The sequence below is a fragment of the Micromonospora sp. WMMD708 genome (genome assembly GCF_049315245.1).
GTDB lineage: Bacteria > Actinomycetota > Actinomycetes > Mycobacteriales > Micromonosporaceae > Micromonospora > Micromonospora wenchangensis.
Genome location: NZ_CP186060.1, coordinates 2,882,630 through 2,903,622, shown reverse-complemented (window position 1 = coordinate 2,903,622; position 20,993 = coordinate 2,882,630). Strand labels below are relative to the sequence as shown.

Annotated in this window: 25 protein-coding genes and 1 riboswitch; of the genes, 12 read left to right on the top strand and 13 right to left on the bottom strand. The window is 73.4% G+C overall.

Annotated elements, in window-relative coordinates; translation table 11 throughout:
• The first annotated feature begins 5 nt into the window (after positions 1-5).
• Complete coding sequence (locus ACN260_RS12770; RefSeq protein WP_422756161.1) at positions 6-512, top strand: Lrp/AsnC family transcriptional regulator; 507 nt, start codon at positions 6-8, stop codon at positions 510-512.
• A gap of 67 nt (positions 513-579) precedes the next feature.
• On the opposite strand, the gene ACN260_RS12765 is transcribed toward ACN260_RS12770, so the two are convergent.
• Together ACN260_RS12765 and ACN260_RS12760 are read right to left on the bottom strand one after the other, a co-directional pair.
• On the bottom strand, positions 580-1,551 hold the full coding sequence (locus ACN260_RS12765) for a DNA polymerase domain-containing protein (RefSeq protein WP_422756160.1): 972 nt from the start codon (positions 1,549-1,551) through the stop codon (positions 580-582).
• A gap of 39 nt (positions 1,552-1,590) precedes the next feature.
• A complete protein-coding gene (locus ACN260_RS12760; protein ID WP_422756159.1) occupies positions 1,591-1,803 on the bottom strand; it encodes a helix-turn-helix transcriptional regulator in 213 nt (70 codons plus the stop codon).
• Positions 1,804-1,965: 162 nt separating this feature from the next.
• On the opposite strand from ACN260_RS12760, the gene ACN260_RS12755 reads away from it, so the two are divergent.
• Together ACN260_RS12755 and ACN260_RS12750 are read left to right on the top strand one after the other, a co-directional pair.
• Positions 1,966-2,160 carry a hypothetical protein gene (locus ACN260_RS12755; RefSeq protein ID WP_422756158.1) on the top strand — a complete coding sequence of 65 codons (195 nt, stop codon included), beginning with the start codon at positions 1,966-1,968 and terminating at the stop codon, positions 2,158-2,160.
• A gap of 10 nt (positions 2,161-2,170) precedes the next feature.
• A complete protein-coding gene (locus tag ACN260_RS12750; protein ID WP_422756157.1) occupies positions 2,171-2,791 on the top strand; it encodes an L-threonylcarbamoyladenylate synthase in 621 nt (206 codons plus the stop codon).
• Between the two features lie 10 nt (positions 2,792-2,801).
• Here ACN260_RS12750 and ACN260_RS12745 read toward each other — a convergent pair whose 3' ends face one another.
• Positions 2,802-3,347 carry a hypothetical protein gene (locus ACN260_RS12745; RefSeq protein ID WP_422756156.1) on the bottom strand — a complete coding sequence of 182 codons (546 nt, stop codon included), beginning with the start codon at positions 3,345-3,347 and terminating at the stop codon, positions 2,802-2,804.
• 223 nt (positions 3,348-3,570) lie between these two features.
• On the opposite strand from ACN260_RS12745, the gene ACN260_RS12740 reads away from it, so the two are divergent.
• The 5 genes from ACN260_RS12740 (at position 3,571) to ACN260_RS12720 (ending at position 6,507) form a co-directional block, all read left to right on the top strand.
• Entirely contained in the window at positions 3,571-4,302 is a 732-nt protein-coding gene (locus ACN260_RS12740; protein WP_422756155.1) for a histidine phosphatase family protein, read from the top strand.
• Positions 4,286-5,155 (top strand): NAD(P)H-hydrate dehydratase, encoded by an 870-nt coding sequence (locus ACN260_RS12735; protein ID WP_422756154.1) that lies wholly within the window; start codon positions 4,286-4,288, stop codon positions 5,153-5,155. Before ACN260_RS12740 ends, ACN260_RS12735 begins: the two co-directional genes overlap by 17 nt.
• Positions 5,156-5,244: 89 nt before the next feature.
• On the top strand, positions 5,245-5,745 hold the full coding sequence (locus tag ACN260_RS12730; protein ID WP_422756153.1) for a hemerythrin domain-containing protein: 501 nt from the start codon (positions 5,245-5,247) through the stop codon (positions 5,743-5,745).
• Positions 5,746-6,079: 334 nt separating this feature from the next.
• Positions 6,080-6,391, top strand: coding sequence for an SDR family NAD(P)-dependent oxidoreductase (locus ACN260_RS12725; protein ID WP_422756152.1), 312 nt, complete (start codon positions 6,080-6,082; stop codon positions 6,389-6,391).
• Entirely contained in the window at positions 6,355-6,507 is a 153-nt protein-coding gene (locus tag ACN260_RS12720) for a hypothetical protein (protein ID WP_422756151.1), read from the top strand. The genes ACN260_RS12725 and ACN260_RS12720 overlap by 37 nt, the downstream gene beginning before the upstream one ends.
• 9 nt (positions 6,508-6,516) lie before the next feature.
• Here the strand turns inward: ACN260_RS12720 and ACN260_RS12715 are convergent, their stop codons facing one another.
• Both ACN260_RS12715 and ACN260_RS12710 read right to left on the bottom strand, forming a co-directional pair.
• Positions 6,517-7,386: a metallophosphoesterase family protein gene (locus ACN260_RS12715; protein WP_422756150.1), complete on the bottom strand. Its 870-nt coding sequence runs from the start codon at positions 7,384-7,386 to the stop codon at positions 6,517-6,519.
• Between the two features lie 61 nt (positions 7,387-7,447).
• The gene (locus ACN260_RS12710; protein ID WP_422756149.1) at positions 7,448-7,837 is read right to left on the bottom strand and encodes an SDR family NAD(P)-dependent oxidoreductase; all 390 of its coding nucleotides are present in this window, start codon (positions 7,835-7,837) and stop codon (positions 7,448-7,450) included.
• Positions 7,838-8,053: 216 nt separating this feature from the next.
• Positions 8,054-8,143, top strand: a riboswitch (ZMP/ZTP riboswitch).
• A gap of 18 nt (positions 8,144-8,161) precedes the next feature.
• Here ACN260_RS12710 and ACN260_RS12705 point away from each other — a divergent pair.
• Entirely contained in the window at positions 8,162-9,598 is a 1,437-nt protein-coding gene (locus tag ACN260_RS12705; protein WP_204922907.1) for a glycine hydroxymethyltransferase, read from the top strand.
• A gap of 68 nt (positions 9,599-9,666) precedes the next feature.
• Here ACN260_RS12705 and ACN260_RS12700 read toward each other — a convergent pair whose 3' ends face one another.
• The 6 genes from ACN260_RS12700 to ACN260_RS12675 form a co-directional block, all read right to left on the bottom strand.
• Positions 9,667-9,918, bottom strand: coding sequence for a hypothetical protein (locus ACN260_RS12700; RefSeq protein WP_422756148.1), 252 nt, complete (start codon positions 9,916-9,918; stop codon positions 9,667-9,669).
• A gap of 120 nt (positions 9,919-10,038) precedes the next feature.
• Complete coding sequence (locus ACN260_RS12695) at positions 10,039-11,364, bottom strand: PLP-dependent aminotransferase family protein (RefSeq protein ID WP_422756147.1); 1,326 nt, start codon at positions 11,362-11,364, stop codon at positions 10,039-10,041.
• A gap of 4 nt (positions 11,365-11,368) precedes the next feature.
• A complete protein-coding gene (locus ACN260_RS12690) occupies positions 11,369-12,472 on the bottom strand; it encodes an alpha-hydroxy acid oxidase (protein ID WP_422756146.1) in 1,104 nt (367 codons plus the stop codon).
• Positions 12,469-13,455: an alpha/beta hydrolase gene (locus tag ACN260_RS12685; protein ID WP_422756145.1), complete on the bottom strand. Its 987-nt coding sequence runs from the start codon at positions 13,453-13,455 to the stop codon at positions 12,469-12,471. The genes ACN260_RS12690 and ACN260_RS12685 overlap by 4 nt, the downstream gene beginning before the upstream one ends.
• A gap of 11 nt (positions 13,456-13,466) precedes the next feature.
• Positions 13,467-14,687: a cytochrome P450 gene (locus ACN260_RS12680; protein WP_422756703.1), complete on the bottom strand. Its 1,221-nt coding sequence runs from the start codon at positions 14,685-14,687 to the stop codon at positions 13,467-13,469.
• 61 nt (positions 14,688-14,748) lie between these two features.
• Complete coding sequence (locus ACN260_RS12675) at positions 14,749-16,035, bottom strand: SGNH/GDSL hydrolase family protein (RefSeq protein ID WP_422756702.1); 1,287 nt, start codon at positions 16,033-16,035, stop codon at positions 14,749-14,751.
• A 357-nt stretch (positions 16,036-16,392) separates the two neighbouring features.
• On the opposite strand from ACN260_RS12675, the gene ACN260_RS12670 reads away from it, so the two are divergent.
• Positions 16,393-17,946, top strand: a complete 1,554-nt coding sequence (locus ACN260_RS12670) for a class I adenylate-forming enzyme family protein (protein WP_422756144.1) — start codon at positions 16,393-16,395, stop codon at positions 17,944-17,946.
• Between the two features lie 254 nt (positions 17,947-18,200).
• On the top strand, positions 18,201-19,409 hold the full coding sequence (locus tag ACN260_RS12665) for an MFS transporter (RefSeq protein ID WP_422756701.1): 1,209 nt from the start codon (positions 18,201-18,203) through the stop codon (positions 19,407-19,409).
• A 144-nt stretch (positions 19,410-19,553) separates the two neighbouring features.
• On the opposite strand, the gene ACN260_RS12660 is transcribed toward ACN260_RS12665, so the two are convergent.
• The gene (locus ACN260_RS12660) at positions 19,554-19,751 is read right to left on the bottom strand and encodes a dihydrofolate reductase family protein (protein ID WP_422756143.1); all 198 of its coding nucleotides are present in this window, start codon (positions 19,749-19,751) and stop codon (positions 19,554-19,556) included.
• A gap of 20 nt (positions 19,752-19,771) precedes the next feature.
• Positions 19,772-19,972, bottom strand: a complete 201-nt coding sequence (locus ACN260_RS12655; protein ID WP_422756142.1) for a hypothetical protein — start codon at positions 19,970-19,972, stop codon at positions 19,772-19,774.
• A 174-nt stretch (positions 19,973-20,146) separates the two neighbouring features.
• Between ACN260_RS12655 and ACN260_RS12650 the strand changes: the two genes are divergently transcribed.
• Positions 20,147-20,830 carry an SGNH/GDSL hydrolase family protein gene (locus ACN260_RS12650; protein WP_422756141.1) on the top strand — a complete coding sequence of 228 codons (684 nt, stop codon included), beginning with the start codon at positions 20,147-20,149 and terminating at the stop codon, positions 20,828-20,830.
• Positions 20,831-20,993 lie beyond the last annotated feature (163 nt).

The window sequence follows — 20,993 nt, the reverse complement described above, 5'->3', positions numbered from 1 at the left end:
TGCTGATGGGCCAAGAGACCACTACAGCCGGGGCCGGGCCGGGCGGAACGGGACGTTCGGCCACGCCGCTGGACGAGGTGGACCGGCGGATCCTCGCCGAGCTGGTCCGCGACGGCCGGATGTCGGTGCGCACCCTCGCCGAACGGGTACACGTGTCGCGCACCAACGCGTACGCCCGGCTGGAACGGCTGCTGCGCGACGGGGTGGTGACCGGCTTCCGGGCACTGGTCGCGCCGGAGCCGGCCGGGCTGGGCACCTCGGCGTACATCTCGTTGACCATCCAGCAGAACACCTGGCGGGAGGTGTCGGCGGAGCTGGCCCGGGTGCGCTACATCGAGCACGTGGCGCTGCTCAGCGGGGAACACGACGTGTTGGCGCTGGTCCGCGCGCCCGACAACGCCACCCTGCGGGACGTGGTGCTCAGCCGGGTGCAGGGCATCGCCGGGGTGCTGTCCACCCGCACGTGGCTGGTCTTCGACGAGTTCGACGGCGCCGGCAGCCCCTGGGCCTGAGCGGCCCGCCCGCGCGACCGGCCGGCGCGGCGCGGTCGGCCCTGCGGTGGGGCGGTCGCGCGGGCGGTCAGCGTTCCGGTGGGGCGGCCAGGCCGGCGCGGTCGGCCAGCGCCAGCAGCGGCTCCAGCGAGTAGCGGTCGCCGTCCAGGCCGGCGTGCGGGTCGCCGCGCTCGGCGAACCGGGCCGGCATGCTCAGCACGTCGAAGTCCTCCGGGCGGGCGTCGTCCAGCTCCGCCCAGTCCAGCGGGGCCGACACCAGCGCCGCCGGGGTGGGCCGGATCGAGTACGCCGAGGTCACCGTGTGGTCGCGGGCCATCTGGTTGTAGTCGATGAAGACCGGCCGGTCCCGCTGATCCCGCCACCAGGTGGTGGTGACCAGGTCGGGCAGCCGCCGCGCCAGCTCGTGGCCGAGGGCGAGCACGGCCCGCCGGCACTCCCCGAAGCTCCACCGGGGCTCGATGGACAGGTAGACGTGCAGGCCACGCCCGCCGGTGGTCTTGGGGTAGCCGACCATGCCCAGCTCGGCGAGGAACGCCCGGACCTCGTGGGCCACCGGCACCACCTGCTCGAAGCCGACACCCGGCATCGGGTCCAGGTCGATCCGGAGCTGGTCGGGGCGCTCCACGTCGGCCGCCGTCACCGGCCACGGGTGGAACCGCAGGGTGCCGAGGTTGGCCGCCCAGATCACCACCGCCAGCTCGCCCGGAGCGACCTCGTCGGCGGTACGGCCACTGGGGAAGGTGAGGTGTGCGGTGCGCACCCAGTCGGGAGCGCCGGCCGGCAGCCGCTTCTGGTAGAAGGCGTCACCCCGGTTGTCCTGCCGGGTGCCGATCTTCGCGCCGGCGAACACGCCACGCGGCCAGCGCTCCAGCATCGTCGGGCGGTCCCGCAGGGCGCGCAGGATGCCGTCGCCGACGGCCAGGAAGTAGCCGACCACGTCCCGCTTGGTCAGGCCGCGCTCAGGGAAGTAGGGCTTGTCGGGGCTGGAGACGCGGACCAGCCGCTCCCCCACCTGGATCTCCTCGGCCGCCGTCGCCACGCTCACACGGTAACGGCCACCCCCGACACCCGGAGCCGTTCAGCGTTCGTCGTCGTCCGCGCCGCGCGGTTGGTTCGGCCGGTACTGCCTGATCCACGCGTCGACCGCCGCCCGGTCCCAGACGCGGACCTTGCCGCTGGCCACCGTGTCGATAGGTGCCGGGAAGGTCGGACGGTTGGTGATCTCGGTGGCCCTGGTCCGCGACACACCGCCGAGCATGTCCGCGATGTCGGAGAGGGCCACGAGTCTCACGCCTTGACCGTATGTACGTGCCCCGTGCACACGTTGCCACTTGCAACCTTGACGGTGTGCACGTTGCAGGTGATGCTGATGGGGCACATCCGCTGGCGGTCCGGGTACCTGATCGGGGATCGGTGCCCGGATCTGCCCGTACCCGGGAGGGGTCCCATGCCGATGGACGACGGACCCGTCACGCCCGCCCTGGTCATCTGGACCGCGCAGCGGGTGCTGGCGCAGCACCACGAGGCACCGGACGGGCCGCCGCCCCTGCGCCGGTGCTTCCAGTGCCGCGACGGCGGCTGCCCCATGCTGACCTGGGCGCGCGACGTGCTCCGGGCCCACCGGCGACCGCCACCACTCCCCCACTAGGCTCGCCGCCATGGCGATCTATCTCGACGTACACCCGGAGAACCCGCAGCCCCGGACGATCGCCCGGGTGGTCGACCTGCTGCGCGGCGACGGCCTGGTCGCCTACCCGACGGACTCGTGCTTCGCGCTCGGCTGCCAGCTCGGCAACCGGGACGGCCTCGACCGGATCAGGGAGATCCGACACCTGGACAGCAGGCACCACTTCACCCTCGTGTGCCGGGACTTCGCACAGCTCGGCCAGTTCGTGCAGATCAACAACGCGGTGTTCCGGTCGCTGAAGGCGGCCACCCCGGGCAGCTACACCTTCATCCTGCCCGCCACCAAGGAGGTGCCGCGCCGGCTGCTGCACCCCAGGAAGAAGACCGTCGGCGTACGCATCCCCGACCACCCGGTCGCGCAGGCGCTGCTGGCGGCGCTGGGCGAGCCGTTGGTGTCCAGCACCCTGCTGCTGCCCGGTGAGTCCGAACCGATGACCCAGGGGTGGGAGATCAAGGAACGACTCGACCACGCGATCGACGCGGTGGTCGATTCCGGCGAGTGCGGCACGCAGCCCACCACCGTGATCGACTTCTCCGCCGACGAGCCGGAGATCGTCCGCTACGGCGCGGGCGACCCGACCCGCTTCGAGTAGTCACGTCCGGTCAGGACGTACCGGGGTCCGCCGACGGAAGCGGCAGCGGCGCAACGACCGGGTCGACGTCACGGGCGGAGTGCACGGGTGCCGGCCGGGCGGGAGCCGTCGTCCGGCTGTGCCGGCGGCCCGCGCCCGGCGGCCCGGAGTGCCGGGACACCTCGCAGGTGACCAGGTGGATCGGGGCCGGCGGCACGGCGAACCGCCCCGGACCCCAGCGCACCCAGAGGGCGATCCGGCCGGCTGCCGCCTCCGCCGTGAGCTTCTCCCAGGTGCGCCGCCGGTCGGTGTGGTCGACCTCGATCACCACGGGCGGCCCGTCCCGGCGGGCACACGCGACGTCCAGCACCGAGTGGCGGTCGGTCATCGGCGGGGGCAGCGGCAGCACGCTCGCCGCCCGACGGTAGGACCGCCAGCCCTGCTCGGTGGCCCAGGCCAGGACGGCGTCGATGATCCGCGCGGTCACCTCGTCGGTGCCCAGGTCGGTGAACTCCAGCCGGGCCAGCCGTCCGGTGAGCGATGCCGCGAGCCGTTCGCCGTCCGCCCCACCGTCCACCCGGGCAGGGTACCCATCCCCCGGCGACGATCCCTCCCCGGACCGACGATCACCCCACATGATCGACTCCACATCGCCGCAACAGCGGCATCCCGGAGCGTGGATGCCGCTACTTCGCTGACACAGGCCGGCCGGGCGCGGCCGGGGTGGGCAGGAGGCGCGGGGCACGGTAGGTGGCGCGGGGCGGGGTTACCGGGGGTGGGGTGGGGGTAGGCATGGGGACATGGCGGAACTGGGGGCGCTGTGGATCGTCCGGCACGGGGAGAGCACGGCGAACGTCGCCGCGTCGACGGCTGAGGCGGCCGGCGCCGAGCTGATCGACCTGACCCACCGCGACGCCGACGTGCCGCTGTCGGACACCGGTGAGGAGCAGGCGCGGGCGACCGCCCGGTGGCTGGCCGGTCTACCGGCCGGGCAGCGTCCCGACGTGGCGGTCGTCTCGCCGTACCTGCGGGCGGTGCGGACGGCGGAACTGGCCCTGGCCGGCACCGGAATCCCGGCCAGTGTCGACGAACGGCTGCGCGACCGCGAGCTGGGCATCCTCGACGGGTTGACCGGGCACGGGGTGGCCCGCCGGTTCCCCGACGAGGCGGCCCGGCGGCAACGGCTGGGCAAGTTCTACTACCGGCCGCCGGGCGGCGAATCCTGGACCGACGTGGCGCTGCGGCTGCGTACCCTCCTCGGTGACCTGCGCCGCGACCACCCGGGGCGGCGGGTGCTGCTGTTCGGGCACGACGCCCTGGTGTTCCTGCTCCGCTACCTGGTGGAAGGGCTTTCCGAGGCGGAGCTGATGGGGTTGACCCGGAAGCACGTGATCGCCAACTGCTCGGTGACCGGCTGGTCGGCCGACGCCACCGGCCGGCTCGTCCCGCAGACCTTCAACGACGTCACCCACCTGCACGCGCAGGGCGCACCACCCACCACGGAGGACGAGATCCATGCCGAACCGGTCTGAGACGCGGGTCATCACCCCGGGGCTGCTGCGGGACTGGGCGCTGCCGGTGCCGACGGGCGGCAAGGACAACCGGGGCACCGTCCTGGTCGTCGGCGGCTCCCGGTTCACCCCGGGGGCGGTGCTGCTGGCCGGGGTGGCCGCGCTGCGCGCCGGGGCGGGCGTGCTGCAACTGGCCGCCGCCGAGTCCACCGCCGCCGCGCTGAGCATCCAGGTGCCCGAGGCGATGGTGGTCGGCCTGCCGGAGACCGCCGACGGCGCGGTCGCCGGTGAGCCCGGTGACCGGCTCGGTGACCTGGTGGAGCGGGCCGACGTGGTGACCGTCGGGCCGGGCCTCAACGACATCGACCAGACCCGCGCCCTGCTGCGCCTGGTGCTGTCGGCGGCCGGGCCGCGCACCGCGCTGGTCTTCGACGCGTACGCGCTGGGCGCGCTCAGCCACGAACCGGACCTGCTGGTCGGCGCGGACCGGAAGGTGGTGCTGACCCCGAACCTCACCGAGGCCCGGCACCTGCTCGGCCGCGACCCCGGCGACGACCTGGACGCCGACTCCCGCGAGCTGGCCTGCCGGTACGAGGCGGTGGTCTCCCTGTACGGCCACATCGCCACCGGAGACGGCCAGGGCTGGCGGGAGGAGAGCGGCGACGCCGGGCTGGGCACCTCGGGCAGCGGTGACGTGCGGGCGGGGCTGCTCGCCGGGCTGCTCTCCCGGGGTGCGGAGCCGGCCCAGGCGGCCTGCTGGGCGGCCTGGGTGCACGCGGTGAGCGGGCAACGGCTGGTGCCCCGGTTCGGCCGGATCGGGTTCCTGGCCCGGGAACTGCTCGACGAGATCCCGCACACCATCGCCACCGTCTGAGCGGGTCGGGCGTTCACCGGCCGCGATCCGTTTGCGCAGTTCGTCCCGGGGTACCGGGATTGCCGTCAGCCGATCAAGGAGGTCTGCCGGTGTCCACCGACGCCATCGTCCTGCTCAAAGAGGACCACAAGGAGATGCGCCGCCTCTTCCGCGAGTTCGAGAAGGCACAGGAGGGGCCGGCCAGCCGTCGCCGGAAGCTGGTCGACGAGATCGTGGCCGCCCTGACCACCCACACCTACCTCGAGAACGAGGTGATGTACCCGGAGGTCCGTAAGCTCCTGCCGGACCTGGAGGACGACATCCTGGAGTCGTACGAGGAGCACCACGTCGCGGATGTGCTCTGCGCCGAACTGGCCGCGATGGACGCCTCCGACGACCACTTCGTCGCCAAGACCACGGTGCTGATCGAGAACGTCGAGCACCACATCGAGGAGGAGGAGCAGGAGTGGTTCCCGAAGGTGCGGGAGGCGCTCGGTCGCAACCCGCTCCAGGAGATCGGCGAGCGCATGATCGCGCAGCGCCCCGATGCCCCCCGCTCCCCCGGCGACCCGAAGGCGGTCAGGAGCGCCCGGCACGCCACCGCCGCCTGACCCGCAGGTTCGACCCGCACCGTGTCCGAGGGGCCCGACCATCCGGTCGGGCCCCTCGGACACGCGCGGGGGTGCCTACGGTTGCGCCCCGCGTGGGACAGGTCAGCGCGGTCCGGACGACGTCGCGGGGGTGACCGGGCAGCCGTCGTACTCGTCGGCCGGGACGGGCGTCGGCAGAGACGCCGCCACCAGGGAACGAACCTCCGTGTTCGGTACGGACATGACACTGCCTTCTTCCGCTGTCGCCGGCCTCCGCAGAGGATTGTGCCGGTCACAGGAACGAGGTCGACGTCCGGTGCCGATCGGGGGCCACCGGACGTCGGGAAGGGGTGGCATGCGGGTCATCGTCATCAGCGGCGGCACCGACGGCATGGGCCGGGCGACACTGGAAGCCCGGATCCGCCGTGGCGACGAGGTCGTCGCCATCGGCAGCAACCCGGCGAAGGGGCGGGCCGTGCGGGCGCTCTCCGGCCGGGTGCACTTCCTCCAGGCCGATCTGCGCTCGGTGGCGCAGACCCGCCGGGCCGTCGACACCATCAGGGGTCGATGGCCGAGGGTGGACGCACTGGCCCTGTTCGCCAACCGGCCCTCGCCCCGATCCGTCCCGTCGTGGCATGGATCGACGATCCACCGGCGGACGCGCTGACCGCCAGCGACCGGGGCAGACCCGTTCCGCTGTCGACCACGACGCTCGATCCGGCCGCCGCGCGTCGCCTCGGCACGGTGACCGAGGCGCTGCTCACCCGCCTGCACGCCGGCTGAGCCGGCGGCTCACCACAGCGGCACCGGCGCGCCGGTGGGCGCGGGCAGGATCTGCCGCACCCGCCCGGGGGGCACGCTGCGCTGGCGCCACTCCCGGGGGTAGCCCACCGAGACCTCCTCGAACCGCACCCCGTCCTTCCAGGTCGTACGGGGGATGTGCAGGTGCCCGTAGACCACGGTGGTGGCGGCGAACCGGCGGTGCCAGTCGGCGGTCGCCTCCGTCCCGCACCACTGCGCGAAGATCGGGTAGCGCAGCACCTCGGTCGGGTGGCGGTCCAGCGGCCAGTGGTTGACCAGCACGGTGGGCAGCTCCGGGTCGCGGGCCTCCAACCGGCGGGCGGTTTCCGCCAACCGGGCCGCACACCACTCCTGCCGGCTCGAATACGGGTCGGGGTGCAGCATGAACTCGTCGGTGCAGACGATCCCGGTCCGGTACGCCTCGGCCAGCGCCGCCTCCCGGGTGTCGAACCCCGGCGGTCGCCAGCTGTAGTCGTAGAGCAGGAACAGGGGTGCCACCAGCGCCGGTCCGCCCGGCCCCCGCCACACCCGGTAGTCGTCCTCGGGGGTGACCACGCCCAGGTCCCGGCACCGCCGCACCAGCAGTTCGTAGCGGTCCACCCCGCGCAGGGTCACCGGGTCGGCCGGCGGGGTCCACAGTTCGTGGTTGCCCGGTGCCCAGATGACGGTGTCGAAACGCCCGGCGAGCGTGCCGAGCGCCCACTCGATGTCGGCGACCGTGTCCGCCACGTCACCGGCGACGATCAGCCAGTCCCGTGGCGAGGCAGGCCGTAGCGCCTCGACCAGGGCACGATTCTCCGCGTACCCGACGTGCAGGTCGCTGATCGCGACCAGACTGCCCTCGGTGTCCTCCCCCAGCATCCGCCGATCGTACGCAGAAGGGTCCCCGGCGTGCGGCATGCGGGAACACCCCGGGCCGGGGTCAGTCGGCGGAGCCGGGCTCGGCCACCCGCCGGTGCTGCCCGGCCATCAGCCGGTCCGGCGTGAGCCGGGCGGCCACCGCCTGGACCTTGTTCTTCAGCGAACCGGCGACCACCTTCTCCTCGCCCTTCATCATCGCCGCGAAGCCCTGCGCGGCCACCGTCGCCGGGTCGTCCTTGTCCTGCGTGCCGACCTTGATGTCGCCCATCTCGGCACGATCGAAGAACTTCGTCCCGGTCGGGCCGGGCATCAGGGTGGTCACCGTCACGCCGGTGTCCTTCAGCTCGTTGCGCAGCGCCTCGGCGAAGGACTGCACAAAGGACTCGGAGGCGTTGTAGACCGCCTGGTAGGGGCCGGGGATGGTGGCCGCGATCGACGAGGTGATCAGCACCCGGCCGACGCCGTCACCCCGTCGTAGGTGGCCAGGTCGACCTGGACGGGCCGGATCTCGGCCCGGCCGTCGCGGCGCAGGTGGTCCTCTCCTCGGTCGGGTCCGCCGTCCGGATGTCCCCTACGTCTGCATTGCCCCGGATCGGGCCGGTCAACCCTCCGGCCGGCGGCCCGCCGGAGGTGCCCCGGAGGGCCCACCCGCCACCCGGTAGGATCGTCGGCGGGCCGTGACTGGCGCGTGGGGATGGAGCACCATCGGGAAGCGGCCCCGTCATGAGGACGCACGCCGAGCGCCTGGGCCTTCCGCACGTCACCTGGAGGTCGCATGTCGCCCAACGCCGAGTCCACCGCCTTCCGCAGCGCACTCGAGGTGATCCGGGCGGTCGAACCCCGGGTGGCCGACGCCATCGGCGCGGAGCTGACCGACCAGCGTGAGTCGCTGAAGCTGATCGCCAGCGAGAACTACGCCTCCCCGGCGACCCTGCTGACCATGGGCAACTGGTTCAGCGACAAGTACGCCGAGGGCACCGTCGGCCGCCGTTTCTACGCCGGCTGCCAGAACGTCGACACGGTCGAGGCCCTCGCCGCCGAGCACGCCAAGGAGCTGTTCGGGGCCAGCCACGCCTACGTGCAGCCGCACTCGGGCATCGATGCGAACCTGGTCGCCTTCTGGGCGATCCTGGCCGACCGGGTCGAGTCCCCCGCCCTGCAGAAGGCCCAGGTACGCCAGGTCAACGACCTGACCGAGGCGGACTGGTTCGCGCTGCGCCGCGAGCTGGGCAACCAGCGGATGCTGGGCATGTCGCTGGACGCCGGCGGCCACCTCACCCACGGTTTCCGGCCGAACATCTCGGGCAAGATGTTCGACCAGCGCAGCTACGGCACCGACCCGGCCACCGGCCTGATCGACTACGACCGGGTCGCCGAGGCCGCCCGGGAGTTCAAGCCGCTGATCCTGGTCGCCGGCTACTCGGCGTACCCCCGGAAGGTGAACTTCCGGATCATGCGGGAGATCGCCGACTCGGTCGGCGCGACCTTCATGGTCGACATGGCGCACTTCGCCGGCCTGGTCGCCGGGAAGGTCTTCACCGGCGACTTCGACCCGGTGCCGCACGCGCACATCGTCACCACCACCACCCACAAGTCGCTGCGCGGCCCGCGCGGCGGCATGGTGCTCTGCGGCCCGGAGCTGGCCGACCAGGTCGACCGGGGCTGCCCGATGGTGCTCGGCGGTCCGCTGCCGCACGTGATGGCGGCCAAGGCGGTCGCGCTGGCCGAGGCGCGGCGACCCGACTTCGCCGACTACGCGCAGCGGATCGTCGACAACGCGCAGGCCCTCGCCGAGGGGCTGCTGCGCCGGGGCACCACCCTGGTCACCGGCGGCACCGACAACCACCTGGTGCTGCTCGACGTCTCCGGCTACGGCCTGACCGGCCGGCAGGCCGAGCAGGCGCTGCTCGACTCGGGCATCGTCACCAACCGCAATGCCGTCCCGCAGGACCGCAACGGCGCCTGGTACACCTCCGGCATCCGGATCGGCACCCCGGCGCTGACCACCCGGGGCCTCGGCACCGCCGAGATGGACGCCACCGCCGAGCTGATCCACACCGTGCTCAGCCAGACCACGCCGGGCGCCAACGCCGACGGCACCCCGTCGAAGGCCAAGTACGTGCTCGACCCGGCGGTCGCCGACTCGGTCGGCAAGCAGGCCACCGACCTGCTCGCCGGCTTCCCCCTCTACCCCACCGTCGACCTGGGCTGACCCGGCCCGCCCCACGTGCGGTCAGGAGGTTCCGGTGGCGGAACCTCCTGACCGACGGGGAGCCGGGATCAGGTGATGGGGCGCTTGAGGTGGTAGCGGTGGACCTCGGTGCTGCCCTGGATGTTGTTGACGTCCTCGGCGGCGGAGACCAGCTCCCAGCCTTCCCGGCCGACCCGGTTGAGGTGGGCGATCGCGGTGTCGCCGTACGCCGTGACGTCGGTACGTGAGCCGTCCGGGCCGTACCAGACGAACGAGACGTGGAACTGGCGTCCCTGTCCCTGGTAGCGGCGGACCAACAGGGCGTACTCCCAAGCGACCATGCGTCCATTATGGCCGCTTGCCCGACCCCCGCGCAGCACGGGGGGTGGCGGTTCGACGACACCGGGTGGGGTCGGTTCCGCCGGACGGCGGCCGGCACCGGCCGGCCGCGGAAGCGACGCTCAGCCGGCCGGGATCGCGGCGCGGGTCAACTCGTCGGCGATCAGCGCGGCCAGCCGGTCCAGGCCGAGGTCGATCTGCGTCGGGGTGACGGCGCTGACCGACAGCCGCAACGCGTCGACCGGACGGCCGTCGTCGTAGAAGTGCGCCATCGGGGTCCAGAGCACCCCGTACCGTTCGGCGGAGCGGCGCAGCAGCGCGTCGTCCACCGGGAAGGGGACGGTGACCACGACGAAGAAGCCGCCGGCCGGGGTGTTCCAGCGCACCGGCGAGCCGGCCGGGAAACGCCGCCGCAGGCCGGCGAGCAGATGGTCCCGGTTGCGGGTGTACGCCGCCCGTTCCCGCCGGTTCGCGGCGACCAGCGAGCAGCCGTGCTCCAGCAGCGCCCCGCCGATCACGGCCTGGGCCAGCGGCGACGTGTTCACCGAGACCATGCTCTTGATCTTGGCCAGCTGGTCGGCGAACAACCCCACCGCGCCGTCGGCCCCGCCGACGCGCTGGTCGGCCACCAGGTAGCCGATCCGCGCCCCGGGCAGCACCGTCTTGGCGAACGAGCCCAGATAGACCACCCGCCGTCGGGTGTCCAACGCCTTGAGCGTCGGCACCCGGTCGGCGTCCCCGGCCGGGAACAGCCCGTACGGGTTGTCCTCGATCAGCAGCAGGTCCTCCTCGGCGGCCAGGTCCAGCAGTCGTTGCCGGTCGGCCAGGCCGATGCTGGTGCCGGAGGGGTTGGCGAAGTCGGGCATCACGTAGCACGCCCGGGGCCGCAGACCCTCCGCCCGGGCCCGGTGCACCTGCGCCCGCAGGTCGGCCAGGTCCACCCCGGCCGGGCCACCGGCCACCGGCCGCACCGGCAGGTCCACCAGCCGGGCCGCCCCGGTCAACCCGACGTACGTCGGGGCGACGGCGAGCAGCACGTCGGCGGGGCCGGCCCGCAACGCCCGCAGCACCAGCAGCATCGCCTCCTGGCAGCCGACGGTCACCACCACCGCCTCGTCGTCGACGTGGACGTCCTCGTCGACGGCGAGGTTGCGGGCGATCAGGTGGTGGATGATCCCCTTGGTCCGGCCGTACTGGAACAGGGTGCGACGGACCTGTTCGGGTGTCTGCCCGAGGTCGTCGGCGAGGTGCCGGCGGAACCGGTCCAGCCAGCGCCCCGGCGCGTCGTCGGCGAAGAACTCCTCGTACGGCCGCCCGGCCGCCAGCGACACCGCGTCGGGCCAGTGCTGGGACACCTCGTTGAGGAAGTTCATCGAGTTCAGCGCCGGGTCGTCGACCGCCGGGTGCAGGGTCGCCAGGTCCAGGTCCAGGTCCACCAGATGCTCCAACGGGTCAGCCTCCGGTCAGGGTACGCAGCCGCCGGGCCTGCGTCGGGTCGGCGCAGCCGGTCAGGGTCAACGCGTCGCGCAACTCGACGGCGAGCAGGTCGAGGGCGGCCTGCGCGCCGGCCCGCCCGCCGGCCGCCAGCGCCCACAGCATCGGGCGGCCCAGCAGCACCCCGGACGCGCCGAGGGCGAGCGCGCGCAGCACGTCCGTGCCGGACCGTACCCCGCTGTCCAGCAGCACCTCGATCCGCTCACCGACGGCCGCGACCACCTCCGGCAGCATGGTGGCGGTGGCCGGCGCACCGTCGAGCTGCCGGCCGCCGTGGTTGGAGACCACCACGGCGTCCACCCCGACGTCGGCGGCACGGACCGCGTCACGCGGGTCGAGGACCCCCTTGACCAGCAGCGGCAGCCCGGTACGCTCCCGCAGCCAGGCCAGATCCGCCCAGGTCAGGGCGGGCGCGAAGGCGGCCTCGGTGTGCGCGGCGATGGCCGACACACCGGGGGTGCCGGCGTGGGCCAGGTCGTCCCGGCCGGCCGGCAGATTGGCGGCGGTCACCTCCGGCGGCAACGCGAACCCGTTGCGCACGTCGCGCAGCCGCCGGCCGAGCACCGGCACGTCGACGGTGACCATCAACGCCGCACAGCCGGCGCTGTGCGCCCGGTCGAGCAGGTCGGCGACCAGCCCCCGGTCCCGCAGCCAGTAGAGCTGGAACCAGACCGGCCCGGCGGTGGCGGCGGTGACCTCCTCGACCGGGGTGCTGCTCAACGTGCTCAGCACGTAGGGCACCCCGGCCGCGCCGGCCGCCGCCGCCAGCGCCGGCTCACCGTCCGGGTGCAGCAACCGTTGGTACGCCATCGGCGCGACCGCCACCGGCATCGCCTGCTCCCGGCCGAGCAGCGGTGCGTCGGTGCGGGGACGTTCCACCCCGGTCAGCACCCGGGGCAGCACCGCGACCCGGTCGAGGGCGGCCCGGTTGGCGGCCAGCGTGGTCTCCACCCCGCTGCCCCCGCCGACGAAGTCCCAGACCCCGGCCGGGAGCGCCCGCCTGGCCAGCTCGGCGAAGTCGGCCAGGCTGACCGGCGGCCGGGCGACCTCCCCGACGGTCACCGCTCGTTCCCCACCGTGGTGGCGGAGACCGGGGTGTCGGCCGGCGGGGTGGGCAGCCCGAAGACCTCCCGCAGGAAGGCGGCGGCCTCGTCCTGGGCACGCCGGCCGGCGTCGAAGACCCCGGGCATGGCGAAGAACCCGTGGATCATGCCGGGATAGCAGGTGGCCCGCACCGGCACGCCGGCCTCCCGCAGCCGCTGCGCGTACCGCTGTCCCTCGTCGCGCAGCGGGTCGTGCTCGGCGGTGACCACCAGTGCCGGCGGCAGGCCGGACAGGTCGTCGGCGAGCAGCGGCGAGGCCAGCGGATCGGCGGCGTCCGCCGGGTCGGCCAGGTAGTGACCCCGGTACCAGTCCACGGAGTGCCGATTGAACAGCAACGGATCCTGGTCGTCGGCGGGTCGGGGGGCGGCCCGCTGGTCGGTGTTCGGGTAGACCAGCAGCTGCCCGGCCAGCCGGGGACCGCCCTCGGCGCGGGCCAGCAGGGTCACCGCCGCCGCCAGGTTGCCGCCCGCGCTGTCCCCGCCCACCACCAGCCGGTCCGGGTCCACGCCCAGCTCGGCTGCGTGTTCGGCCAGCCACCGGGTGGCGGCGTGACAGTCCAGCACGGCCGCCGGGAACGGGTGCTCCGGGGCGAGCCGGTAGCCGACCGTCACCACCTGGCAGCCGGTGGCGTTGGCCAGCCGGCGGCAGATCCCGTCGGCTGTCTCCACACTGCCCAGCGTCCAGCCGCCGCCGAAGAAGTAGACCAGGGTGGGCAGCGGCCCGTCACCGGCCGGCCGGTACACCCGGACCCGCAGGTCCCCGTCGGGGCCGGGGACGGTCGTGTCGCGTACCTCGTGGACCGGCTCGACGTCGCCGCCGCCGGCCCGGATCGCGGCGAGGTCGGCGGCGCGGGCCTCGGCGAGGGTCTGGGTGTACAGCGGTGGGGTGCCGGCGGCGGCCCGCGCGGCCCGGTAGGCCACCACCTGGGGGTCGAGGGACATGGGATCGGCTCCTATCCGCCGGTGGTGACGAAGAGCTTGTCGATGCCGCGCAGGAACAGGCTCCCGCTGTAGTCGGCCGGCTGGCTGACCGCGAGCCGGGGGAACCGCGCGAAGAGCCGGGGCAGGCCGAGCCGACCCTCCAGGCGGGACACCGCCGCGCCGAGACAGAAGTGCGGGCCGACGCCGAAGGCCAATGACGGGGGACCGTCGCGGCGCGGGTCGAACCGGTCCGGCCCGGGGAACCGGCGCGGGTCCCGGTTGGCTCCGGCGATGATCAGCAGGACGTTCTCGTCCCGGGCGACCGGCACGCCGCCCAGCACGGTGTCCCGGGGCGCGGCGCGGGCCAGGAAGTGCACCGGACTCTGCAGCCGCAGCACCTCGTCGACGCAGCCCTGGGCCAGGATCTCGTCGCCGGGCAGCGCGGCCACTGTGTCGGGGTGGCCCAGCAGCACCGGCAGGCCGTTGCTGAACATGTAGACGGTGGTGACGAAGCTGGCGTTGAACAGCACGATCAGGTTGCTGATCAACTCCTCCTCGGTCAGGTCGACCTCGCCGGAGTCCAGCGCCTCGACCAGCCCCGAGATCAGGTCCTCACCCGGCTGACGGCGACGGTGCCCGATCAGGTCCCGGTAGAGCGCCCGCAGCTCCTCGGCGGCCTGGTTGGCCAGCGCCAGCCGTTGCGGGGTCTTGCCGGCCACGTCGAGAAACTCGTCGATCCAGTCGACCCGCTGCCGGTACCAGGCCAGCTCGCTCTCGGGCAGGCCGATGAACTCGGCCATCACCAGCGCCGGCACCGGGTAGGCGAAGTCCGCGACGAAGTCGATCTCGGAGCCGTCGGCACCGGCGTCGGCCATCCGGTCCAGCAGGGTGTCGACCACCCGGACGATCACCGGTTCCAGCGCGCCGAGCCGGCGCGGGGTGAAGGTACGGGAGAACACGCCGCGCATCCGGCCGTGGTCGGGCGGGTTGACGAACATCATCGAGGACTGGAAGGTGCGCAGGATCTCCTGCTCCTCCCAGCCCGGCGGGGGCTGCTTGTACCACTCCGGGTCACGCAGCACCTGGTCGACCAGGTCGTAGCCGACGGCCACGGCGGTCACCGTGCTGTGCTCCGGACGGTTCGGGATGACGCTGATCGGCCCGTGTTCGTGCAGGGCCGCGTACCACGGATAGGGGTCCTGCCGGCCGGCCTCGCTGTAGAGACCGGACAGGATCTCGTCGACGTCCACGATGGTGCTTCCTCCCCAGGAAATGACCGGGGGGCGACGGGTCACGCCCGTCGCCCCACCGGTGTCACAGACCGAGCAGTCGAAGTGGTACGGCGTCCGCCAACGCCTGGTTGCCGGCGTCGTTCGGGTGGATGTGGTCACCGGCGTCGTACGCGGGCAGCAGCCGGCTCGGCTGGGCCGGGTCGCGCAGCACCGCGTCGAAGTCGAGCAGCCCGTCGAACTCGGCCGCCCCTGGGCCGCGCAGCCAGGTGTTCACCGCCTGCCGGGTGGTCTCCTTCTCGGGCGTCCACACCCCCGGGTTGCCGTGCCCCTCGTACGGGGTCAGGGTGACCGCGAGACTGCGCAGGCCGCGCGCCTTGGCCTGCTGGTTGATCTGCCGCAGCGAGGTGATGATCCGGTCGGCGGAGTCGTCGGACATCCAGATGTCGTTGATGCCGAGGTGGGTCACCAGGGTCTTCACGCCGGTCTGCGGGAAGACGTCCTCGTTGAGCCGGGCCAGCGCGTTCGGACCCAGCTCGTAGTAGCCGGGGAAGCCGCCCGCACCGGGCTCGGTGCCCTCGTGGTTGAGCCGGTTGCCGGCCAGGCTCAGGTTGAGCACCCCGGGGGTGTGCACCTCGGGACGGGCGGCGACCAGCCGCCCGGCGAGCAGTTCCGGCCAGCGCTTGTTGGCGTTGACGGTGCTGCCGTTGCCGTCACCGATCGAGTCGCTGAGCACCACCACCGCGCCGGGGCTCTTCGGGCGCAGCACGTCGATGCCGGACAGGAACATCCAGCAGCAGTCCGGGCGGATGGTGAAGCCGGCACCGTCGGCGGCGGTGGTCAGGTCGTTCGCCCCGATGAAGGTGGTGACCTTGGACTGACCGTGAAACGTGACCGGCCCGGTGAGCACCGGGAAGTGCAGGGTGACGACCAGGTCCTCCTGCTCGCCGACCGCGTAGGTCAGCGGGTCGCTGAGCAGTTCGGCGCCCTTGTTCATGGTCGCCGAGGTGGAACCGCCGAACTTCAGCTCCCGCAGGCTGCCGGGCAGGATGTCCGACCGGTCGGTCAGGGTGGCGGTGTTCGGGCGGGCGACGGTGGCGTGTCCCACCTGCACGGCCTGCTCGCCGTAGAGGTTGCTCAGCCGGACCCGCAGCCGCTCCCCACCCACGGTGGTGCGCACGGTCATCCGGATGCTCTGGTTGTTCAGGCCGGTGTTCGTCAGCCCGACGGTGTTGCCGCGGGTGACCGCCGCGGCCCACGTACCCGCCCACTGCGCCCGGGCGGCTGCCCCGCCACGGTCGGAGTCGGACGGACCGGCGCTGGCCACCACCGCCGGGGCACCCACGACCAGCAACACGGCCGCAGACGCTATGACCTGCCATCTCTTCGGGGTCGACATTGAACCTCCATGTTGGGCCGCCCGAGGCCGGCGCCCATTGACGGCACCGCCCGGACGATGGTCCAGAAACCTAGCCGCGACGTCTGACAGGCGTCAATCAACCCGATAGACATGATCAAATGTCCATGGTGGGCGGCCCCTCGCCGTTCGGCTCTGTCCCCGGGCGAGGCCGCCGGCCTAGGCTCGCTAGCGGCGGCGGTGCGGTCGCCCATGGCGCGCACCCCCGTCGCGGGCCGGGCTGTGACCTGCTCGGACGCCAACCCGGCCGGTCGCCACGGCCGGTCCCACCGGGCCGCCGGCGACCCGCCGCATCGAGCTGGGGGCTGTGCGATGACCGACGGGGCCGACCGATCCACCACCTACGTGCACGACGCGCTGGAACTGTTCGCCGGGTTCGGCGACCGGGAGGCGCTGGTCGGCGACGGCCGCCGGCTGACCTACCCGCAGGTCGCCGCCGAGGTACGCGGACTGGCGTACGCCCTGACCGGCCACGGGGTACGCCCCGGCGCGGCGGTACTGGTGATGCTCGGCAACGCGGTCGAGGGCCCGCTGCTCCAGCTCGCCCTGCACCTGCTCGGCTGCCGCAGCATGTGGATCGCCCCGGTCACCTCCCGGCGGGAGATCGACGAGTTCGTCCGGCTGGCCCGCCCCGAGGTGTTCGTGCACCACGCGTACGCCCCGGACGGGCTGGGCGGCCAGATCGCCGCCTCGCTGCCCGGGGTGCCGGTGCTGCGGCTGGGCGTCGAGCTGACCGCCGACGCCCCGCCGGTCGAACTGCCCGCGCAGGTGCCGGTGCCGGAGTCGTTCCTGCAGACCAGCGGCACCACCGGCACCCCCAAGCTGGTGCACCACCGGGAGAGCTTCTACCGGCAGGTGCTCGCCCTGGCGGCGGATTTCCGCGCCGCCGGGTTCCCGCTGCTGCGGCACCTGTCGCACTCCCCGATGTGGCTGGCCAGCGGCCAGATCACCACCCTGTTCAACCTGTTCACCGGCGGGGTGCTCTTCCTGCGTCAGCAGTGGGACCCGGCCGCGTTCATCGCCACCGTGGACGCCGAGCGGCTCACCTCCACCTTCGTCACCCCGCCGATGCTCTACGAGGTGCTCGACCACCCGGCCCTGGACGGCGCGGACTTCTCCGCCATGTTCATGTTCAACGTGGGCGCCGGGCCGGCCGCGCCCGCCCGGCTGCGCCAGGCCATCGCCCGGTTCGGCCCGTGCCTGCGCATCGTGTACGGCCTCAGCGAGGCGGTGGTGATCTGCGCCCAGCCCGGCCTCACCGAGGACCCGGCGCACCCGGAACGGCTGGGTTCCTGCGGCCGGCCGTACGGGGACGTGACGGTGGAGATCCGCGACGCCGACGGGCGGGTGCTGCCGGCCGGCACCGACGGCGAGGTGTGGGTGCGGACGAAACTCAGCTTCCACGGCTACCACGGTCAGCCCGAGCTGACCGCCGAGACGCTCGTCGACGGCTGGGTACGTACCCGCGACATCGGCCACCTCGACGATGACGGGTTCCTCTACCTGGTCGACCGGTTGCAGGACCGCATCCTCACCCGGCAGCGCAGCTGGCCGATCTACTCCCGGCCGATCGAGGACGTCCTCGCCGGGCATCCGCAGGTCCGCGCGGCGGCGGTGATCGGGGTGCCCGACCCGGTCGCCGGGGAGCTGCCGTACGCGTACGTGGTGCCGACGCCGGGGGCGACGGTGACCGGGGCGGAGCTGATCGACCTGGTCACCACCGAACTGAGCGACACCTGGGCGCCGGGTGCGGTGGAGTTCCTCGACGCGCTGCCGCTGAACCGGTCGGCGAAGGTGGACAAGCGGGCGCTGCGCGAACGGTACGCCGCCGGCGCGGCCGCCGATCCGGTCGGCAGCCCGTCGTGACCGCCGACGCCGACACCGGCCCCCGTACGGCCACCGACGCCGACGGGTGGCCGGCCGACGGCCCCGACGCCGCGACCGGGGCTCCCGGCGGGGCGTCCGGCCTGCGGCCGGCCGACGGCCCGCCCGGTGCCGGGCCGGCCACCGGTCAGGCTGACGCCGGGGCAGGTGGTGCCGGGGCAGGCAGCACCGGTAAGGGCGACGCCGGGTCGCCCGCCGCGCCGCCGGGTCCCGCGCGGCGGGCCGCCCGGCGGGAACTGGTCACCCTGGTCGCCGCCGACCTGATCTCCAACCTGGGCAGCCGGATCTCGGTGATCGCGATCCCCTGGCTGGTGCTCACCACCACCGGCAGCCCGGCCAAGATGGGCATCGTCGCGGCGGCCGAGTTCCTGCCGTACATGCTGTCCAGCTCGTTGGCGACGCCGTGGGCGGACCGGTTCGGCGTGCGGCGTACCTCGATCACGGTGGACGCGGCGAGCGCGGCCGTGATCGCGGTGGTGGCGCTGGCCCCGTGGCTCGGTTTCGGTGCTCTCGTCGCCCTCGTCGCGGTGGCCGGCGGGCTGCGCGGCATCGGCGACCGGGTCAAGCACGTCATGTTCCGGCCGGCCGCGCAGCGCGCCGGCGTGGAGCTGATCCGGCTCACCTCCGCCTATGACGGGTTGGCGCGCGGGGTGGCGCTGTTCGGCACGGTCATCGGCGGTCTGCTCATCGACTGGGTCGGGGTGACCCGGGCGATCTGGATCGACGCGGGCACCTTCGCGGTCTGCGCGCTGCTGGTGGGGTTGCTGGTGCGCCCGCCCGCGAGCGACGCGCCCGCCGCGCCCCGGGAGGGCTACTTCCAGGCGTTGCGCACCGGCTTCGGCTACCTGCGTACCGACCGGGTGCTGCTGACCATGCTGGTGGTGGTCTCCGCGTTGAACATGTTCGCCGCCGCCAACACGGCCGTCTGGGTGCCGCTGTGGGTCCGCGACGAGTTCGGCGACCCGGCCGGCTTCGGGCTGGTGCTCGGGGTGTTCGGCGGTGGCGCGCTGCTCGGCAACCTGGTCTTCACGATGCTCGGCCCCCGGCTGCCCCGGACCCTGGTCTTCGCGGCCGGGGCGGCGCTGAGCGGTGCGCCCCGGCTGCTGGTGTTGGCGCTGACCGACCATCTGGTGGTGGTGCTGGTGGTGACGTTCCTGTCCGGGATCGGCATCGCGGCGGTCAACCCGCTGCTCGGTGCGGCCCTCTACGAACGGGTACCGGACGCGTTGCAGACCCGCGTGCTGGGGATCTCCGGTTCACTGGCGTTCGTCGGGCTGCCGGTGGGGGCGTTGGTCGGCGGCTGGTCGGTGGCGGCCCTCGGGCTGCGGCCGGCGCTGCTGGTGATGGCGGTGGTGTGCGCGGTGCTGACCGTGACGCCGCTGGTCGCCGGGCCCCTGCGGATGGGGCGTCCCGCGCCCCCACCACCGACGACCACGGTGGCCTGACCGGGTCGTCGGCGGCACGCCCGTCGGTACGCCCTCTGCTCCCGGGCCGCGCACGACCGGACAGCACGGCGACCCGGCCCTGGCAGCGGCGGCTGGCTCGCCGGAGCGGCCCGCCGGTCGGCCGACCGGCCCGCCGGCGAGGGGTCAGCGCTGGTGGCGCAGCATCACCACGCCGTTGCCGAACGCCCGGGTCTCGACCAGTCGTAGGTCGTCGTGCCGCTCGGTCGGGCCGAACAGCAGGTTGCCCTGACCGAGCAGCACCGGATGGACGAAGATCCGGTACTCGTCGATCAGGTCGAGGCGGCGGAAGACGGCGACGATCTCCGCGCCACCGACGATCATGTCACCGCCCGGCTGCGCCTTCAGGGCGTTGACCTCGCGTCCCGCACGACGGTGGCACCCCAGTCGGCACGGGCGAGGGTACGGGAGTAGACGACCTTGGGCATCCGCCGCCAGATACCGGCGAACTCCCGGATCGGGGCGGGGTTGTCCGGATCGGCGTCGGCGGTCGGCCAGAAACCGGACATCAGCTCGTGGCTGCGCCGCCCGGCGAGGAAGCGCACCGCGCACTCCGTTCGCCGTGTCCCGACCGGTCCACGTGGCCCGGTGCCGGCAACCTACCGGCGGGGCGGACAGAATCGGTGACGGGGACGGCTCGGCGCGCGCGGACGACCATCAGGCGATCCGTGCGGTCGGTGTGATCGACGGCACCCGCGTGGTCGGCTAGATTGCCGGCCATGTCATCGATGTTGACCGAGGCCACCGATCCGTACTGCCTGCGCGAGGGGGAGAGCGCCGCGCTGCTGCGCGACCATCCGTGGCACCGGTTCGTGGTGCTCGGCGACAGCGTCGCCGAGGGCATGTGCGAGCCGGTCGAGGGGTACCCGGACGTGCAGTGGGCCGACCGGGTCGCCGCCGAACTGTCGGCGGTACGGCCCGGGTTGGCGTACCTGAACCTGGGCCGGCGCGGGCTGCGGGCGCAACAGGTCAGGGCCGGGCAGCTCGACCGGGCGTTGGCCTTCTCCCCCGACCTGGCGCTGGTGGTCTGCGGCGGCAACGACGCCTTCCGGACGGCCTTCGACCCGGACGCCGTCGACACCGAGTTGACCGCGATCGTCGGGGCGCTACGCGACGCCGGGGCCGACGTGATCACGGTGGGCATGTTCGACGTGTCGCACAGCCCGGCGGTCCCGGCGGCGCTGCGGCCCGGACTGGGTGCCCGGATGCGGCTGCTCTCCTCGCGGACCGGCCGGCTGGCCGACCGGTTGGGGGCGTTGCACGTGCACCTGACCGATCATCCGGCCGGCACCGATCCGTCGATGTACAGCAGCGACGGTCGCCACGGCAGCGCCCGCAGCGACGCCATCGCCGCTGCCGAGACGATCCGCCGCCTCGGCGCCCACCTCGGCAACCACCCCTGACCCCCACCCCACCGGCCGCCCCGGCCCCCACCCCACCGGCCCGGCGGGGTACCCACCCGCTCCACCACCCCCGGCGGGGTCGATCAAGAGGTTTGCGTCATCCGAAGCGGCTGACCCCGCCCAAACCTCTTGATCACCGCACCCCGGCCCGGCCGGAGCCGGG

Coding starts and splice junctions, on each gene's coding strand:
- ACN260_RS12770 (WP_422756161.1), top strand. CDS start 6: ATGGGCCAAGAGACCACTACAGCCGGGGCCGGGCCGGGCGGAACGGGA.
- ACN260_RS12755 (WP_422756158.1), top strand. CDS start 1,966: ATGGACGACGGACCCGTCACGCCCGCCCTGGTCATCTGGACCGCGCAG.
- ACN260_RS12750 (WP_422756157.1), top strand. CDS start 2,171: ATGGCGATCTATCTCGACGTACACCCGGAGAACCCGCAGCCCCGGACG.
- ACN260_RS12740 (WP_422756155.1), top strand. CDS start 3,571: ATGGCGGAACTGGGGGCGCTGTGGATCGTCCGGCACGGGGAGAGCACG.
- ACN260_RS12735 (WP_422756154.1), top strand. CDS start 4,286: ATGCCGAACCGGTCTGAGACGCGGGTCATCACCCCGGGGCTGCTGCGG.
- ACN260_RS12725 (WP_422756152.1), top strand. CDS start 6,080: ATGCGGGTCATCGTCATCAGCGGCGGCACCGACGGCATGGGCCGGGCG.
- ACN260_RS12715 (WP_422756150.1), bottom strand. CDS start 7,386: ATGCTGGGGGAGGACACCGAGGGCAGTCTGGTCGCGATCAGCGACCTG.
- ACN260_RS12705 (WP_204922907.1), top strand. CDS start 8,162: ATGTCGCCCAACGCCGAGTCCACCGCCTTCCGCAGCGCACTCGAGGTG.
- ACN260_RS12700 (WP_422756148.1), bottom strand. CDS start 9,918: ATGGTCGCTTGGGAGTACGCCCTGTTGGTCCGCCGCTACCAGGGACAG.
- ACN260_RS12685 (WP_422756145.1), bottom strand. CDS start 13,455: ATGTCCCTCGACCCCCAGGTGGTGGCCTACCGGGCCGCGCGGGCCGCC.
- ACN260_RS12670 (WP_422756144.1), top strand. CDS start 16,393: ATGACCGACGGGGCCGACCGATCCACCACCTACGTGCACGACGCGCTG.
- ACN260_RS12660 (WP_422756143.1), bottom strand. CDS start 19,751: ATGATCGTCGGTGGCGCGGAGATCGTCGCCGTCTTCCGCCGCCTCGAC.
- ACN260_RS12650 (WP_422756141.1), top strand. CDS start 20,147: ATGTCATCGATGTTGACCGAGGCCACCGATCCGTACTGCCTGCGCGAG.